At 54.9% G+C, this 15,695-nt stretch carries 13 protein-coding genes; 4 read left to right on the forward strand and 9 right to left on the reverse strand.

Going from position 1 to position 15,695, the window contains the following annotated elements:
* Positions 1-50 precede the first annotated feature (50 nt).
* The gene (locus GOV91_RS18440; RefSeq protein ID WP_170417925.1) at positions 51-776 is read left to right on the forward strand and encodes a response regulator; all 726 of its coding nucleotides are present in this window, start codon (positions 51-53) and stop codon (positions 774-776) included.
* On the forward strand, positions 773-2,170 hold the full coding sequence (locus tag GOV91_RS18445; protein WP_050605707.1) for an ATP-binding protein: 1,398 nt from the start codon (positions 773-775) through the stop codon (positions 2,168-2,170). The genes GOV91_RS18440 and GOV91_RS18445 overlap by 4 nt, the downstream gene beginning before the upstream one ends.
* Positions 2,171-2,243: 73 nt before the next feature.
* On the opposite strand, the gene GOV91_RS18450 is transcribed toward GOV91_RS18445, so the two are convergent.
* The 4 genes from GOV91_RS18450 to GOV91_RS18465 all read right to left on the reverse strand — a co-directional run bounded on the left by GOV91_RS18450 (position 2,244) and on the right by GOV91_RS18465 (position 9,172).
* On the reverse strand, positions 2,244-2,864 hold the full coding sequence (locus GOV91_RS18450; RefSeq protein ID WP_170417923.1) for a trans-aconitate 2-methyltransferase: 621 nt from the start codon (positions 2,862-2,864) through the stop codon (positions 2,244-2,246).
* Positions 2,865-3,429: 565 nt separating this feature from the next.
* Positions 3,430-3,771 (reverse strand): copper-binding protein, encoded by a 342-nt coding sequence (locus tag GOV91_RS18455; RefSeq protein WP_170417920.1) that lies wholly within the window; start codon positions 3,769-3,771, stop codon positions 3,430-3,432.
* A gap of 29 nt (positions 3,772-3,800) precedes the next feature.
* Complete coding sequence (locus GOV91_RS18460) at positions 3,801-6,980, reverse strand: efflux RND transporter permease subunit (protein WP_170417917.1); 3,180 nt, start codon at positions 6,978-6,980, stop codon at positions 3,801-3,803.
* A complete protein-coding gene (locus GOV91_RS18465; RefSeq protein WP_170417912.1) occupies positions 6,977-9,172 on the reverse strand; it encodes an efflux RND transporter periplasmic adaptor subunit in 2,196 nt (731 codons plus the stop codon). The genes GOV91_RS18460 and GOV91_RS18465 overlap by 4 nt, the downstream gene beginning before the upstream one ends.
* A 123-nt stretch (positions 9,173-9,295) precedes the next feature.
* Here GOV91_RS18465 and GOV91_RS18470 point away from each other — a divergent pair, with 123 nt between their 5' ends.
* A complete protein-coding gene (locus GOV91_RS18470) occupies positions 9,296-9,487 on the forward strand; it encodes a hypothetical protein (RefSeq protein ID WP_170608328.1) in 192 nt (63 codons plus the stop codon).
* A gap of 302 nt (positions 9,488-9,789) precedes the next feature.
* On the opposite strand, the gene cueR is transcribed toward GOV91_RS18470, so the two are convergent.
* Both cueR and GOV91_RS18480 read right to left on the reverse strand, forming a co-directional pair.
* Positions 9,790-10,176 carry a Cu(I)-responsive transcriptional regulator gene (cueR, locus tag GOV91_RS18475; protein WP_152460772.1) on the reverse strand — a complete coding sequence of 129 codons (387 nt, stop codon included), beginning with the start codon at positions 10,174-10,176 and terminating at the stop codon, positions 9,790-9,792.
* A 15-nt stretch (positions 10,177-10,191) separates the two neighbouring features.
* Entirely contained in the window at positions 10,192-12,702 is a 2,511-nt protein-coding gene (locus tag GOV91_RS18480; protein ID WP_170417908.1) for a heavy metal translocating P-type ATPase, read from the reverse strand.
* Positions 12,703-12,875: 173 nt separating this feature from the next.
* Here GOV91_RS18480 and GOV91_RS18485 point away from each other — a divergent pair, with 173 nt between their 5' ends.
* On the forward strand, positions 12,876-13,073 hold the full coding sequence (locus tag GOV91_RS18485) for a heavy-metal-associated domain-containing protein (protein WP_170417905.1): 198 nt from the start codon (positions 12,876-12,878) through the stop codon (positions 13,071-13,073).
* A 37-nt stretch (positions 13,074-13,110) separates the two neighbouring features.
* Here the strand turns inward: GOV91_RS18485 and GOV91_RS18490 are convergent, their stop codons facing one another.
* The 3 genes from GOV91_RS18490 to GOV91_RS18500 are packed head-to-tail and all read right to left on the reverse strand — an operon-like array spanning position 13,111 to position 15,684.
* Positions 13,111-13,803 (reverse strand): DsbA family protein, encoded by a 693-nt coding sequence (locus GOV91_RS18490; RefSeq protein WP_170418016.1) that lies wholly within the window; start codon positions 13,801-13,803, stop codon positions 13,111-13,113.
* Positions 13,804-13,840: 37 nt separating this feature from the next.
* A complete protein-coding gene (locus GOV91_RS18495) occupies positions 13,841-14,314 on the reverse strand; it encodes a c-type cytochrome (protein WP_170418019.1) in 474 nt (157 codons plus the stop codon).
* Positions 14,314-15,684 carry a multicopper oxidase family protein gene (locus GOV91_RS18500; RefSeq protein ID WP_170417903.1) on the reverse strand — a complete coding sequence of 457 codons (1,371 nt, stop codon included), beginning with the start codon at positions 15,682-15,684 and terminating at the stop codon, positions 14,314-14,316. Before GOV91_RS18500 ends, GOV91_RS18495 begins: the two co-directional genes overlap by 1 nt.
* Between the last annotated feature and the right edge of the window lie 11 nt (positions 15,685-15,695).

Here is a 15,695-nt window from a genome sequence, read left to right on the forward strand (position 1 = left end):
GGATACAAAAAAGCCGGGATTTGTACCGCGCCGGGGCTTATGATTGCGCCATGACTGAAGCACCACATATCTTGATTGTCGACGACCACCGCGAAATCCGTGATGCTGTCAGCCGCTATCTGGAAAAGAATGGGTTGCGCGCCAGTACCGCGCGCGACGCAACCGAGATGGACGCACGACTGGCGGCCGGTCGGATTGATCTTATCGTACTCGACATCATGATGCCGGGCGAAAACGGATTGTCGGTCTGTCGCCGCCTGTCCGCGGCCGGTGGCCCGCCGATCCTGATGCTGACAGCCCTCAGCGATGACACCGACCGTATCGTGGGTTTAGAGATCGGCGCCGATGACTACCTGCCCAAACCATTCAACCCACGTGAATTGCTGGCCCGGATCAAGGCGATCCTGCGGCGTTCCGAAACCACCGTCCCCCCGGCTGGCGATCTGAGCGGCAAACGGATCGCCTTTGGAAGCTGGGTTCTGGATGCCGACAGTCGCACCTTGATATCCGCCGAAGGGGCCGAAGAAAGTCTGACCACCGCCGATGTCCGGCTGCTGGCCGTATTCCTGCAGCGGCCCCGCAAACTCCTGTCGCGAGACGAACTGCTGGATTTGACCGCCGGCCGCAGCCCGCACTTGTTCGACCGTACGATCGACAACCAGGTCAGCCGCTTGCGTCGCAAGATCGAAGCTGACCCAACGCGGCCGAAGCTCATCACCACGATAAGAGGTGGCGGTTATTGCCTGTCGACCGACGTGAGCGAGCTTACGGGATGAAAGCCTTTGCCCAAAGTCTGCGCGGTCAGCTTATCCTTTTGATCATCGCCGCGCTGGCTGCCGCGCAACTGGTCAGCCTGTGGCTGTTCGTCGACGAACGCTCAATGGCAGTGCACATGGCCCTTGGCCTGGAAACCGCCGGACGCGCCGCAAACATCGCGCGGCTGATTGAAGAAGCTCCACCCGAGATGCACGACGCGATCCTGCGGGCGGCAAGTTCTCCACTGGTGCGTTTCAGCCTTACAGATACGCCCGCAGTCGATCACACCGGACATAGCGCTGGTGGGACGGTCGAAAACACAATCCGCAGAATTCTGCCAGGCTATGAAAACCGTCCCATCCGGGTAGAGTTGCATGAGTTCTCTCCCGATATGCTGCCGGTTGAAGGTGTTCCGTCTACAATGGCTGAAATGCACATGGCAATGATGCGTGATCACGTTTCCGCAATTGAAATGCAGCTGTCGATCGCTCTGACGACCGATCAATGGCTCAACGTGGATACCCGGTTCCATAACCCTCCTCTGCAATGGCCTTTGCAGTCCTTCGTCAGCTTCGGTTTCACTGCAACTTTAATTCTTGGAGCAGCCATTTGGTTTCTACTGACACGGCTGACCGGCCCGTTGCGCCGCCTGTCACTGGCTGCAGACCAGTTTGGTCGCGGTGAAGACGTCCAGGAACTGACGGTTTCTGGTCCGACCGAGGTGCGAGATTTGACGCAGGCGTTCAACCATATGCGTGATAGGCTGACTCGCTATGTTGCCGATCGGACCAGACTATTGGGGGCGCTGGGTCACGATTTGCGGTCGCCACTGACGGGATTGCGGGTTCGCGCCGAACTGGTGGAGGAAGAGGAGACCCGTGACCATCTGATCGAGACCATCGAGGAAATGCAGGAGATGGTGGACTCCACCCTGTCATTTGCCAAGGGCGTGGCCACGCGCGAACCTTCCAGTACCGTCCCAATTGGTGAATTCGTAACCAAAACGACCGAAGACATTGTGCAAGCCGGTGACACGGTTGAAGTATCGGTCGCAGACAATCCGGCCGTCACGCTTCGGCCGATGCTGATGAAGCGAGCTCTGCGCAATATCATTGAAAACGCCTGCCGGTATGGTGCCCGGGCCAACGTCTCAGTCATGCAAGAGGGGAATGAGGCAAAAATATTGATCCAGGATCAGGGGCCCGGCATCCCCGAGCATATGCTCGATGCGGTATTCGACCCATTCGTGCGGCTTGAAACATCCCGCTCGCGAGAGACTGGCGGAACCGGCTTGGGGCTGTCGATCGCACGTACGATCATCCAGTCGCACGGTGGCACGATAGAATTGCTAAACGGGGAAACTGGCGGCTTGTGCGCTAAGGTGGTTCTGCCAGTTTTTGAGGGCCAAACGTAACTTGTGAACACAATCGGCATGCCCCGAAAGCTTATTGGAAGCGTACCGCTTTGGGCCAGTTTCAGGTGTGGGCTCAAACGCAGCGGCGGAGAACACTGAACTGGAAAGACTGACTTTCCCCCCAAGAGGTTTGGTGCAGGTGATGGCGATGCGCGACGAGTTCAAAGTGTTCCTCAAAAAGCACGGCGATATCGCTCGGACTATAGCGGGCGACAGGGAGACCACTGCAAGTCTCCGGCCCATCAAGTGCAAACGTAGCAATGATCACATGGCCGCCAATTTTTACCCCTTTCTTCACGCTTTCCAGATAGGCCGCGCGTTGCGATGTATCCACGAGAAAGTGAAAAACCGCCCTATCATGCCAGACGTCATATCTGCGATCGGGGACCCAAGAAGTTATATCTGCAGAAATCCAAGTGACTGTTTCAGCGGCGCGCCCCAACCTTTCCCGGGCCGTGTCCAACGCGACCTGCGATAGATCGAGAACTGTCACGTCATGGAGCCCCTTCGCAAGCAACGCTCCAGCAAGACGAGATGTACCTCCACCAATGTCGATGACGGATGAAGGCTTAGACACTCTGATCAACTCGATGAGTTCAAGCGATATCTCTGGATCATCCTCGTGCCAACTCAATTGGGTGTCAAACTTCTCGCCATAGACATCGTCCCAGTGCTCTCTTGTGTTAGCTGTCATGTCGTATCGTTTTCCCAAGTCGTCGCCCTGGAGATATCCTCATTTTGACCGCTCCGCGCTGCGTTTTCGACTGAAGCAAAAACCAACAAGGCAACGCCCCAGACAATTCGACGCTGGTCCGTTGAATGGCCGCGTGAAGTCATCTCGGCGACAATGTAGTACACACATTCCAATTGTGAAATGTTTTAGGTGGGATTTGCTTGTCGGTCAGATTTCCACTGGGCTGCGCAAGTAGCTCCAGAATTTTGCGCAGTTTAACTGCAGTGGCGCGGGCCGGAGATACCGAAGCGTTGGCAGTTTGTGTACTGCTTGCCTGGATTGCTCTGTTCAATCAGTATAGCCGGAAGATTTTCTGAGCTTTGGAGCTTCAATCAGTCAACGAATTGCTTAAAGCGCCTTTAACCGACAATGGACTGATAACTTATGAGCAGAGCCACAGATCGTTGAAATACGATTTGGTTCTTGAGTGGCTCCTACTCCATTTCTCTTAGTTCATAGAATTTCCTACAGTCGTTGAAACGGCGAACAATCACATCATTGGTGAATAGCTGCCGCATCAACAGACTCAGTTTTTCATGATCGCGCCGATCGCATACATACCATCATCGCTTTTGACCAACATCAGTGTGACTTCGTCACCTGCGCTGATCTCACCCATCATCTGGGCATTCTCAAGAAGCTGCAAATCCATCGTCATCGCGGGCCACCCGATCTCGGGGATCGGATCATGGCTGACGTTAGCGGTTTCGTCGCCAATTGAGTTCACCAAAGCCTTTGCGTGGACCGCACCTTCCATCTGTTCGGAAGACATGGGCATGTTGGAATGGTCCATGCCGTGGTTCGTTTGCGCGATGCCGGATGTTGTAGACACGGCCAATAGGGCCAAAATTGCAGTCAAAGTTTTCATCAGATGCTCCTGTTTCAAGGTTGTGGGTATTATTCTGCCGGAAGCGCAGGGGGCACTTCCTGGATCGTGTGGGAGATCTCTCGGTTCACGCGATTGAGCGCGAGCCGTTTCCAAATCACGAATATTGCGGGAATGACAAAAAGCGTAAGAAGGGTCGCTGTCACCATGCCCCCAATCATCGGCGCAGCGATCCGCTGCATGATTTCAGAGCCTGTACCGGTGCCGTACATGATGGGTATCAGTGCTGCAAAGATCGTGGCTACAGTCATTACCTTCGGCCGAACCCGAAGAACGGCTCCTTCGAACACCGCGTCTTCGATATCGTCACGTGTCAGCTTTCGCTGTTCCGATTGCGCCAGCCCTCGACGTTTCTCCCAAGCAAGATTGAGGTACAACAACATGACAATCGCTGTTTCCACGGCAACTCCCGCCAGCGCGATGAAGCCCACGAGCACAGCAATTGAGATATCGAAGTTAAGATACCATAAGAACCAAACCCCACCTGCCAATGCGACCGGGAGCGCCGCAAGAATTATCCCGACCTCAATCACCCGATTGAACGCCAAGAAAAGCATGAGCGTGATAATTAGCAGGGTTGCAGGAGCAACGATCGTCAACCTGTCCTGCATTCTCTCTATGTACTCATACTGCCCTGACCAAGTCAGCGAGTAACCTGGAGGCAGGTCGACCTTTTCTGTAACCACCTCTTGTGCTTCGGCCACATAGCCGCCCAGGTCGCGCCCCGCGATGTCGATGAACACGAACCCAGTTCGTCGAGCGTTCTCTGATCGTATCATTCCCGGCCCGTCAACTATTCGAATATCGGCGAGAGCGGACAGTGGCACATGAGCACCCGACGGCGTGACGACAGGAAGATTTTCGAGCCGTTCCGGGCTGTCTCGCCATGCCTGAGGGTACCGAAGGTTTATAGGAAACCTCTCCAGCCCCTCCACAGATTCCGACACTTGCATACCGCCAATTGCGGTCTGCACTACGTCCTGAACTTCTCGAACACTCATCATGTATCGGGAGGCGGCATCTCGTTTGACGTCGATTTCGATGAAACGCCCGCCAACAGGTCGCTCTGCGTAGGCGGAAGCCGTTCCATCAATATCAGCGACCGCACGCTCTACTTCGATCCCTATATCTGTAATGACCTCCAAGTCGGTGCCGGATATTTTGACACCGACAGGAGTACGGATACCTGTCGCAAGCATATCGATGCGGTTCTTGATAGGTTGGATCCAAACATTTGTAACGCCCGGAACCTGAACGATACGATCGAGCTCATTCCGGATTTTCTCCATTGTCATGCCGGGGCGCCATTCTTCTTCCGGCTTGAGTTGGATTGTGGTCTCCACCATCGTTAGAGGTGCTGGATCGGTTGCAGTCTCCGCACGCCCAACTTTACCGTGAACAGTTTCGACTTCAGGCACGGTCGCGATCAGGCGGTTGGTCTGCTGCAGTACCTCACGGGCTTTTCCCGTCGAGATCCCGGGGTAGAAGCTCGGCATGTAGAGAAAATCACCTTCGTTCAACTCGGGCATGAATTCAGAGCCAATTCTCTGGTACGGGTACCACATGGACGTCACCAGAACGCCGGCCAACAGTGTTGTTGCCCATGGCCAGGCAATTGCCGCGTCCAGAAATGGGCGGTACACGAACACAACCAAGCGATTTAGCGGATTTTTTCGCTCCGGTAGAATACGCCCCCTTACAAAGTAACCCATCAAGACCGGAACCAGCGTTATCGAAAGGATGGCGGCTGCAGCCATGGCGTAGGTTTTGGTATAAGCGAGTGGCGAGAAGAGCCTACCTTCCTGATTTTCCAGAACGAAAACAGGCAAAAAACTAACCGTGATAATCGCCAGAGAATAAAAAAGGGCTGGTCCCACCTCAGAAGCGCACTCTTGCACAATCCGCCATCGGTTCTCTGCTGTGAGCTTTTCTTTTTCCAACCGCCTGTGCATCGCCTCGATCATCACAATCGATGCGTCGACCATCGCACCAATAGCGATGGCTATGCCGCCGAGCGACATGATGTTTGCGTTTACTCCTTGCGCCTTCATCAGAATAAATGCGGCAAAGATTCCCAGAGGGAGCGACAGAAGAATTACGAGGGATGACCGCAGATGAAGTAGAAAAGCCGCGCACACAAGAACAACGACAATGAATTCCTGCGTCAGTTTCTTCTGGAGGTTATCGATAGCACGCTCGATCACACCAGATCGGTCGTAGGTCGTTATGATTTCGACCCCCTCCGGCAGGTTTGAGCGCAACTCTTCGATGCGCGCCTCCACCGCTTTGATCGTTGCCAACGCATTCCCACCCCATCGCAGAATGACTACTCCACCAACCGCGTCTCCTTGCCCGTCGAGTTCTCCGACACCGCGCCGCATTTCCGGCCCCAGACGGATTTCAGCGACGTCTCCAAGCGTCAGAGCGGCGCCACGGTCGTTGACCATCAACGGCGCGCTTGCAAGGTCTGACAATTCGTCAATGTAGCCCGAGGACCTGACCATGAATTCGGCTTCCCCCATCTCAATGACGCTGCCGCCCGTCTCGCGGTTGGCCGCCTGAATAGCCGTCCTCAATTGTGCAAGTGTTATGTCATAGGCACGTAGTTTGTTTGGGTCGACGACGACCTGGTACTGTTTGACCATTCCGCCGATGGTGGCGACTTCTGAGACGCCTTCCACGGCTTGTAATTCGTATTTCAGAAACCAATCCTGCAGAGTCCTGAGCTGAGCCAGATCATGATTTCCGGTTCTGTCAACCAGCGCATACTGATAAATCCACCCGACCCCAGTCGCATCAGGGCCAAGTTGTGGTGACACGCCCTCAGGTAAGCTGCCGGTAATCTGGCCCAAGTATTCGAGCACACGCGACCGAGCCCAGTAGAGGTCCGTCCCGTCCTCAAAGACAACATATACAAAGCTGTCTCCAAAGAACGAGAACCCGCGAACGTCTTTTGCACCGGGTACGGCCAATAGGGCTGTCGCAAGTGGATATGTGATTTGGTTTTCGACAACTTGAGGCGCTTGCCCGGGATATGGCGTGCGAACAATTACCTGGACATCCGACAGATCCGGGATTGCATCAACCGGCGTCTCACGAATGGCCCAAATACCCGCAACTCCTATCATGAATGCGAGGGCCAAGATGACGAACCTGTTGGCGAGCGAAGAACGAATGATGGCCGTGATCACTGCGTAACACTCCCATCAAGCGCGACCTCTAACAGCGTCATCGAAAAGTCGGGATTGCGGCGAAGGATCAAAGAAACATCAATCCCTACAGGCAAGTTAGAAACCTCAATCCCCTCCGCAACCGGGAAATCCATGGTCATGCCCGGCATGCCGATCTCAGTCATCGGACCGTGTGTTACGTTCGCGGTACGCGCGTTCGGGTCGATACTGTTAATCCGGCCAGAAACCTGAAGTGGCGGTGCAATAGGCGTTGCCGCAGCCAACACCATTGTCATGCCATCTGCACGCGCGAAAGTCAGAGTCATTTCAGAACCGACTTCGAGCATGCTTGTGTCCAATGTAGGTTCTAATGGGAAATCCATGGTCATTCCGGGCATGCCAATCTCAGTCATCGGCCCGTGAGTGATGGTTGCCGTTCCCGCCTCAGCATTAACGAGGTTGATCGTGCCGGTGACTACAATCGGTGGAGCAGAAGGCGTGTCGGTTTCTTCGGGTTCAACGGAATCCGTCGGCGGCGAGCCCTCTTCGCGAATTGCCACAATCGAGAACATCCCCCCTTCTCCCTCAGCCAGATCAAACTCAATTGGCATGTCGATTGGCACGGTAGTGAGATCTACTCCTACAACAGGCAAATCCATTGTCATGGCGGCCCAACCGAGCTCGGGGATCGGTCCGTGCTCAAGCGTCAATTTGCCGTCTGAAGTGACGGCGCGCGCGATTCCGGCACCAGTTCCGGCAATACCATCGTCTGGTGCAAGCTCCATCAGGCTCAGAAGCCCATCCGCACCCCGTGCGATCACGAAAGCGACTGCGTCGCCTGCACTCAAGCTGTCGAGCGAAACACCAGACCTCACCGGAAACTGCGAAGTCATTGCGGGCCAATCGAGGCTTTCGAGAACATCGTGACGAACAGTTGCCATACGATTTTGGGCATCGAGTGAAACCAGGGTGCCTGCCCCGCGTGCTGGTTCGGTATCCGTTGGTGCCATTCGGGTGAAACCGGCGCTCAAAGCACTTTCACTGTCGATTAGAAACTGTGCGGATGCGACAACTTCCTCACCAGGTTCAAGCCCTTGCAGAACTTCTGTTCGACCCCCCTCGCCGAAACTGTCTCGAAGACCTGTAGTCACCAGTCTCGGGCGAAAAGTACCATCGCCTGTTTTTAAGATGACGCGTTCCGCCGAACCGGTACGAATTAACGCCTCTGATGGAACAGTGAGAACATTTCGGCTTTCATCCGGTATAAGGCTAACACTGCCAAACATGCCCGGCCGCAGCACGCCGTCGGTGTTATCGAAACTAAGCCTTACGGGAAGAGTTCGGGTTTGCGGATCAAGCTCAGGGTAAACATAGTCGATGTCGCCTTCGAAGGTGCGACCGGGTAGGTGCTCGAACCTTGCTATCGCGCGCATATCTTCCGACAAACGTGCAATATCTCGTTCAAATACATCAACGATCAGCCATACTTCAGAAAGATCGGTTACCGAAAAAGCAAGCGTGCCTGGCTGCAGGTACATGCCATCGGCGGCATTCAGAGCTATGACGACACCGTTTTGAGGTGCCTCAATTTCCACATTTCGAACCAACTCACCGCCCGCCTCAATCTCAGCAACCTGACGAGCGGACATACCGTGGCTGATCAACTTATTGCGCGCCGCGTCCAAAATCCGCGGGTCACCAGCTTCGACTGCGCGTACAAGATCGCCGGTCGCAGCTGCGATCAGTGGTGAAAAGAGTTCAAATAAAACTTGCCCCTTCTCAACGCGATCACCGACCGCTCGAACTTTCAGTTGCTCAATCCAACCTTCAACACGCGTATGAACGTGATTGGTCAGGTGTTCGTCAAAGCCGACGAAACCCACCGTTTCGATGCGAGGTTCGATATCAGTCATGCGTGCAACCGCAGTTCGCACACCAATTGCGTTGATTTCCGCAGCGCTCAGGGTGACTTCTTCAGGGTCGCCGGTAGGTTCCTGCCCAGAATAAACCGGGATCAAGTCCATACCCATCGGCGATTTTCCAGGTCCAGGCTGCCGAAAATTCGGATCCATCGGTGCTACCCAATAAAGGACCTCTGGTTCGTTCGACTGGCCCTGATCAATTGGATTCAGGTACAGTCTTTCAAGAAAGACACCTCCACCCAGGCCAATCGCCAAGGCAAGTACTGATAGTGCCGCATATCTTCCACGCATAATAATCTCCTGACGGTCGCAGTGCATGCTCGAACCGAAACAACATGAAAACCCGCGCTGACGGGCCTGTGGATGTTAGGAGATTTGTGGAGGACGATCGGGCGTCAGAGGCGCTTGAGAGTTGTGGATGTCGGAATCCATGTTACGGTTTTTCTGGCCAAAAGCTTCAGCCAAAACCGCAAGTCCTACGTGGGTCGGATATTCGCCAACACAACAGATACCGGAATGACATTCTCCGCTGTGATTTACGTGGCTATCCGTGTGGATTTGGCCAGTCGTCGGATGCAAACCGCTATGGTCGTGTTTGAAGTCTGATGACTTTGCAGCCATTGAAACGCCGTGAGGCTCAGAGGTGCTACTGTTTTTGACGTCACTGCTCGCGACCACAACAGTGCCGACGAAGGTCATCGCCAAGCAGACGCATGTCAGAAACGTCATTCGCAACACTGAGAAAAACTTCCACTTCATCCCGTGCAGTTAGGACGAACGTAACGAGTGTTCAAGCCAGTCGGAGGAAAAAACAGGTGAGTTGGTGCGCTGTATCGAAATGAAGCGGATTCCCGCGAATACACGTAACAAACTGCCAAAATAGGAGGCAGTTCATACGATGAGCGCATCTAAGTTTGGCCGAGGTTCTTCAGGATCGGGCAGTCGGGACGGTGGTCTCCGGCACATTCATCGATTAAATGAGACAGTGTAGCATGCATGGCCTTCAGGTCCGCGATCTTGGCATCTATTTCTTTTAGGTTCTGTTTGGCGATATCCTTCACGTCCGCGCTTGCGCGTTCTTTGTCCTCGTACAACGCCAGTAGTGAACGGCAATCCTCAATGGTAAAGCCCAATGAGCGGGCCCGCCCGATGAAGGCCAGTTTGTGCAGTTCCTTTTCGTCGAAATGTCGATACCCGTTCAGACTGCGCCTGGGTTTGATGAATCCGATATCCTCGTAATAACGGATGGTTTTGGCAGGCAGACCCGAACGTTCTGCTACATCTCCGATATTCACAGCGGTTCTCCTATTCTATTCAGCAGGCGCTGATCGCAGCGCCTGCTCTTCATTCTGCGAGATCTGTTCTCGCCCAACTTTGATCGGCTTAACCCAGCGCAACCGCAGCGCGTTGGTCAGGACAAATACACTGGACAGCGCCATGGCACCTGCAGCCAAAACCGGCGACAGCAACGGGCCGCCAAACGGATAGAGCACCCCCGCTGCAACCGGTATGAGCAGCGTGTTGTAGCTGAAAGCCCAGAACAGGTTTTGGCGGATGTTACGCATGGTGCGCTGACTAATATCGAAGGCGTTGACCACGCCTGTCAGGTCGCCTGACATCAGAACGACGTCAGCCGCCTCGATGGCGATGTCAGTGCCTGTCCCGATCGCAATTCCTACGTCAGCCGCCGCCAGAGCGGGGGCATCATTGATGCCATCACCCACAAAGGCCAGTTTTCCGCCATTTGAGCGCAGATCTTGCAACGCGGATACTTTACCCTCTGGCAGAACCTCGGCCACGACATGATCGATGCCAAGCTGCGCCGCGATGGATTTGGCTGTAGCGGTATTGTCGCCGGTAATCATCGCTACTTTCAGCCCCAGTCCGTGCAAAGCTTCAATTGCGTCTGGCGTGGTGGTCTTGATTGGGTCCGCCACGGCGATGACGGCTGCGATAACTCCGTCTACGGAGGCATAAAGTGGAGTCTTTCCGTTGATTGCGAGTTCAGCGCCCCGATCAGACAACGCGCCCATTTCAACCCCTTCGCGACTCATCAGGCGGTCGGCCCCGATCAGGATTGTATGGCCTTCGACTGAGGCGCTTACCCCGTAACCGGTGATCGACGTGAAGTCTTCTGGCTTCGAAAGCTCCAGACCACGGGTTTCAGCCGCGCGCACGATGGCCGTGGCGATCGGATGTTCGGATGTGACCTCAACGGCAGCAACAAGGCGCAGAACCTCATCCTCGGCCAATCCTTCGGCCACAATCAGGTCGGTCAGCTCCGGACGCCCTTCGGTCAAGGTCCCCGTCTTGTCCACCGCAACAACGGTGGTTTCCTGCAGCATTTGCAAGGCGTCGCCCTTTCGAAACAGGACACCCATCTCGGCCGCGCGGCCGGTGCCGACCATGATTGAGGTGGGTGTGGCCAACCCCATGGCGCAGGGGCAAGCAATGATCAGTACCGCAACCCCGGCTACCAACGCCAAGCTGAGCGCAGGATCGGGTCCGAACAACATCCAAACCAGCACAGTCATTACGGCCACAGCGATCACTACCGGCACGAACCACAGCGTGATGCGGTCAACCAAGCCTTGAATCGGAAGCTTGGCACCCTGTGCTTGTTCGACCATTTGAATGATCTGGGCCAACATAGTGTCTGCGCCGATCTTTTCAGCCCGGTACGTCAATGCGCCCGCGCCATTAACTGTTCCGCCGACCACAGTTGCGCCCTCGGTCTTTTCGGCAGGAACCGGCTCGCCGGTGATCATGCTTTCATCGACATATGACGCGCCGGTCACTACGGCACCATCCACCGCGATTTTTTCGCCCGGTCGAACGTGCACAATATCCCCTACAACGATCTGCTCGATCGGTAGCTCGACAACCGATCCGTCGCGCTCAACGCGCGCTGTTTTTGCCTGCAGACCGACCAGTTTTCGGATCGCTTCACCAGTTCGCCCCTTGGCGCGCGCCTCGAGGAACCTCCCCAGCAATATGAGAACCACGATCACCGCTGCGGCCTCGTAGTAGACGTTTGCGGTTCCGGCGGGAAGAACACCCGGCGCAAAGGTGGAAACAAGCGAGAACCCATAAGCCGCCGAAGTGCCCAGAGCCACCAGAGAATTCATGTCCGGCGCGCCTTTGAACAAGGAAGGGAATCCCTTAGTATAGAACTGCAAACCTGGCCCAAAAAGAACGATCGTGGTTAGAAGGAATTGCAGGTAATAGCTGTTCTGGATGCCGATCGTGCTCGCTATCAGGTGGTGCATGCCCGGAATAACATGCGAGCCCATTTCAAGGATAAAGACCGGCAAAGCGAGCAAGGCGGCAAAGCTTGTTCGCCGGGCCAATTGGCGAATCTCTTTGGCTTTGCGGTCTTGTGGTTCGGTCTGCGTCGCGGATCGCAGGCTCGCCGGATAGCCAGCAGATGCCGCAAGCGCCGCGATGGCTTCGGGTGTTGTGACTCCCTCAGCATAACGTACAGTTGCACTTTCGGTGGCCAGATTGACCGACGCGGACAAGACGCCATCATCTGCTTGCAATGCCCGTTCAACGCGCCCCACGCACGATGCGCAGGACATGTTCTGAATATCCAGCGTTACCTCTTCCGTCCGTGCCAGATATCCGGCGCTGTTTAACGCATCAGCAATGGCCGCTTTATCGGCTGGATCGCGGAAATCGACCTGAACGCTTTCGCTGGCGAGATTAACCGAAGCGGCATCTACCCCTGGCACATCTTTCAACGCGCGCTCAACCCGCCCTACGCAGGACGCACAGCTCATACCCTGAACTTGAAACCTTGCATGTGAAATTTCAGTCATATTGTCACCACCAATGTTCTGCTGACGGGAAACATAAGGGTTCCAGCAAGTGGAAGGTCAAGGGATGGGGCTGACTTTCTTTGCCACTAATTTTGACGATCCAATAATCACGACTTGACCTTCCTGTGCTGGAATACTTTAGCCGGGACGACGGAACACAGGAGCAAACATCCATGACGACCCTAAATATCCCGGATATGAGCTGCGGGCACTGCAAGTCAGCTATCGAAAAAGCCGTTGCCACGGTGGATTCCTCCGCACAGTTGGACTTTGACATGGAAAACCGCAGGGTACGTGTCTTAAGCACCAATTCACTTGATCATATCCTTGCAGCGCTGAAGTCCGAGGGATACGAAGCCACGATCGCATGATAAACTTAGGAGCGCACATGCTGTCGCCCCCTTGGTTCTATCTTGCGTCTCTGACTGCCACGATTAACCGGGTCATTTCATCTTCGGTGATCAGACCCGGGGCAAGCGCATCTCCAATCACAAACGAAGGAGTGCCACTGAAGCCAAGCTGTCGGGCCAATTCCATGGAAATCTGAATATGCGCGTCGACTTCCGGCGCTTCCATATCTGCGCGCAATTGATCCTCGTCCAGGCCAAGTTCCCGAACAACTTTCAGTACACTGGCCTCAGTGGCACGACCGTTCAGAGCCATAAGCGCCCAATGAAATTCTTCGTATTTTCCCTGGTTTCGTGAGGCCAGCGCAGCGCGTGCCGCGAAGTCGGAACCTTCTCCAAGTATGGGCCATTCTCGATAAACAATTCGCACATCGGAATCGCCCGCGATTACGTTCTTCACGACCGGGGCAGCGCGTTTGCAATATGGGCAGTTATAGTCGAAAAACTCGACCACGGTTACATCGCCTTCCGGGTTTCCGATTACAGGCGCATTCGGATCCTGTTCCAGCAATTCACGCTGATTTTCCAAGACGCTTCCAATTGCTTCGGCTTTTGCCTGATCCTCGCGCTGTTGAAGCAATTGAATCGCCTGCATGATGATCTCAGGGTTTTCCAAAATGGCTTCGAGAGCCAGCCGTTTTACATCGGAGTCAGACAGCTCGTCGGCGCGTGCCATAGGAATGCCAATCGACATGGCGATAGCGACTAAGCCTGCAAGTATTCGTTTCACATCAGTTTCCTTCCGTTTGTTCTGCTTCGGTGCGTTGCTCTTGCAGCTTGCGTTCCCGATCCGGCCAACTCTCCTTGATGAAGGCGAGGATGTCCCAGATATCCTGATCCGACAGAGTGTCCCCGAAGCCTGGCATGCCGCTTTTGACGTCAGCGACACCCATCTGTTTCAAAGTTTGGTCCCCGCCAAACTTTGTATAGTCGAACAACAGCTTGTCGCCGTGATGCCAGGTATGCCCGGTTCGGTCATGCGGGGGCGCCCGCAAGACGCCATCCGGATCAGGTGTTTGCCAATCCTGCTGACCCTCCAAATTTGCCCCGTGGCATGACGCGCAGTTTTCGGCGTACAAAACTGCACCACGTGCCGAATCCGCTGATGCACTGTTCTGCGCACGCCCACTCAGGCCCCAGCCAGCGACCGCGACAATGATCACTACAGCAGCCAGTGACACCCATTTCGCCGAACTCTTGTTCATCATGCCACGCTCAGCCAGGTCTTCATACCAGCGGCCTGATGCGACAGCATATGGCAATGAAACAGCCAATCCCCCGGGTTATCCGCAACGAACGCAATCTCCCGCTTTTCTATCCGGTCAACCAGGATTGTGTCCCGCAGCGGCCCTAGGTTGCCGTTTGGCAGAACTTCCTGAAAGTGCGTCCCGTGCAAGTGCATAGCGTGCGGAAAGACGGTGTCGTTCTGCATCTGAATCCGGACTATGTCGCCACGCGAAACGGCAGCAAGGGGGTTTTCAGGTAACCCGGCGACACCGTTGAATGTCCAGATCTGCCCTTCCTGAACCAATTCATTGGTGCTCATGACCTGGCCGTTAAAAGTGCCTTGACGCAGTCCGCCCATCGCCCCGCCTTCCATCACTAATGGGATTGTCAAAGCGTCAGAAACATCTTCGAGAAAGGAAACAGGGTTGGGTGGCAGGGCTTCTATTGCACCGCGGTTTGCGGATGCACCGCTTCCCGAAACCGGGATTTCAGCAATGACAAACGATTCATCGCGTTCGTGAAGAGTTATTTGAACGGCTTCGTTCGATTCCGCTGTGACATCAACAATTAAGTCTGCTCGCTGTGCAGGCCCAAAAACAAGGGTTTCAAAATCCTCTGGCTGCCTTACAGGCATGCCATCATAAGCGACCAGTTTCCCGTTTGCGCCACCTACTGAGACATACATGATCCGATCAGTTGCCACGTTGACCATTCGAAGTCGCAAACGCTGGTTTGTCAGAACTTCTGTCATGGGCGATATGTGTGCGTGAACGTAGTTTCCCATTCGGCCTGCATGCGTCCAGTCATGCATCGCGCCGAAATCATCGACGATTTGGGCGTCCTGACCCAACCTCCAGTCATCCAGCAGGATCGTAATGTCATGATCCGTGTCCGGCGGGTCCATTTCGTCGACGATGAACGCGCCGTAAAGGCCCCTGGCCACTTGTTCCGTTGACTGGTTATGAGAGTGGTACCAGAAGGTTCCTGCATCCTTCAGAGGCAAGTCATACTGAAACTCGCCGCTTGTTGGTACAGCCTCCTGTGTAAGACCCGGCACCCCATCCATGTTGTTTGGAACCCGCAGTCCATGCCAATGGATTGCCGTAGGCTGAGGCAGTGAGTTCAGGAGTGTCCGGCGAACCGTTTCGCCCTGCCGGGCACGAATTTCGGGGCCCGGAACACCGCCATCATATCCCCATATCTCGGTTTCAGGATAGCTGTCGGGGGCAACACGTGCCAATCCTGAACGCGCCTCGATTATTCGGGGGGCGGTAGCCGCCCTCCCGATAGTCGGCACTGCGATTAGTGCCGACGTGCCTGCAACGAATTGCCTGCGATTGAGCTTCATGAGGACTTCCC

The organism is Ruegeria sp. HKCCA6837, from assembly GCF_013034475.1.
In the GTDB taxonomy this organism is placed as follows: Bacteria; Pseudomonadota; Alphaproteobacteria; order Rhodobacterales; family Rhodobacteraceae; genus Ruegeria.

Excerpts from the sequence above, each read along its gene's own strand:
- GOV91_RS18440 (WP_170417925.1), top strand. The coding sequence starts at position 51 with ATGACTGAAGCACCACATATCTTGATTGTCGACGACCACCGCGAAATC.
- GOV91_RS18445 (WP_050605707.1), top strand. The coding sequence starts at position 773 with ATGAAAGCCTTTGCCCAAAGTCTGCGCGGTCAGCTTATCCTTTTGATC.
- GOV91_RS18450 (WP_170417923.1), bottom strand. The coding sequence starts at position 2,864 with ATGACAGCTAACACAAGAGAGCACTGGGACGATGTCTATGGCGAGAAG.
- GOV91_RS18455 (WP_170417920.1), bottom strand. The coding sequence starts at position 3,771 with ATGAAAACTTTGACTGCAATTTTGGCCCTATTGGCCGTGTCTACAACA.
- GOV91_RS18465 (WP_170417912.1), bottom strand. The coding sequence starts at position 9,172 with ATGCGTGGAAGATATGCGGCACTATCAGTACTTGCCTTGGCGATTGGC.
- GOV91_RS18480 (WP_170417908.1), bottom strand. The coding sequence starts at position 12,702 with ATGACTGAAATTTCACATGCAAGGTTTCAAGTTCAGGGTATGAGCTGT.
- GOV91_RS18485 (WP_170417905.1), top strand. The coding sequence starts at position 12,876 with ATGACGACCCTAAATATCCCGGATATGAGCTGCGGGCACTGCAAGTCA.
- GOV91_RS18490 (WP_170418016.1), bottom strand. The coding sequence starts at position 13,803 with ATGTCGATTGGCATTCCTATGGCACGCGCCGACGAGCTGTCTGACTCC.
- GOV91_RS18495 (WP_170418019.1), bottom strand. The coding sequence starts at position 14,314 with ATGAACAAGAGTTCGGCGAAATGGGTGTCACTGGCTGCTGTAGTGATC.
- GOV91_RS18500 (WP_170417903.1), bottom strand. The coding sequence starts at position 15,684 with ATGAAGCTCAATCGCAGGCAATTCGTTGCAGGCACGTCGGCACTAATC.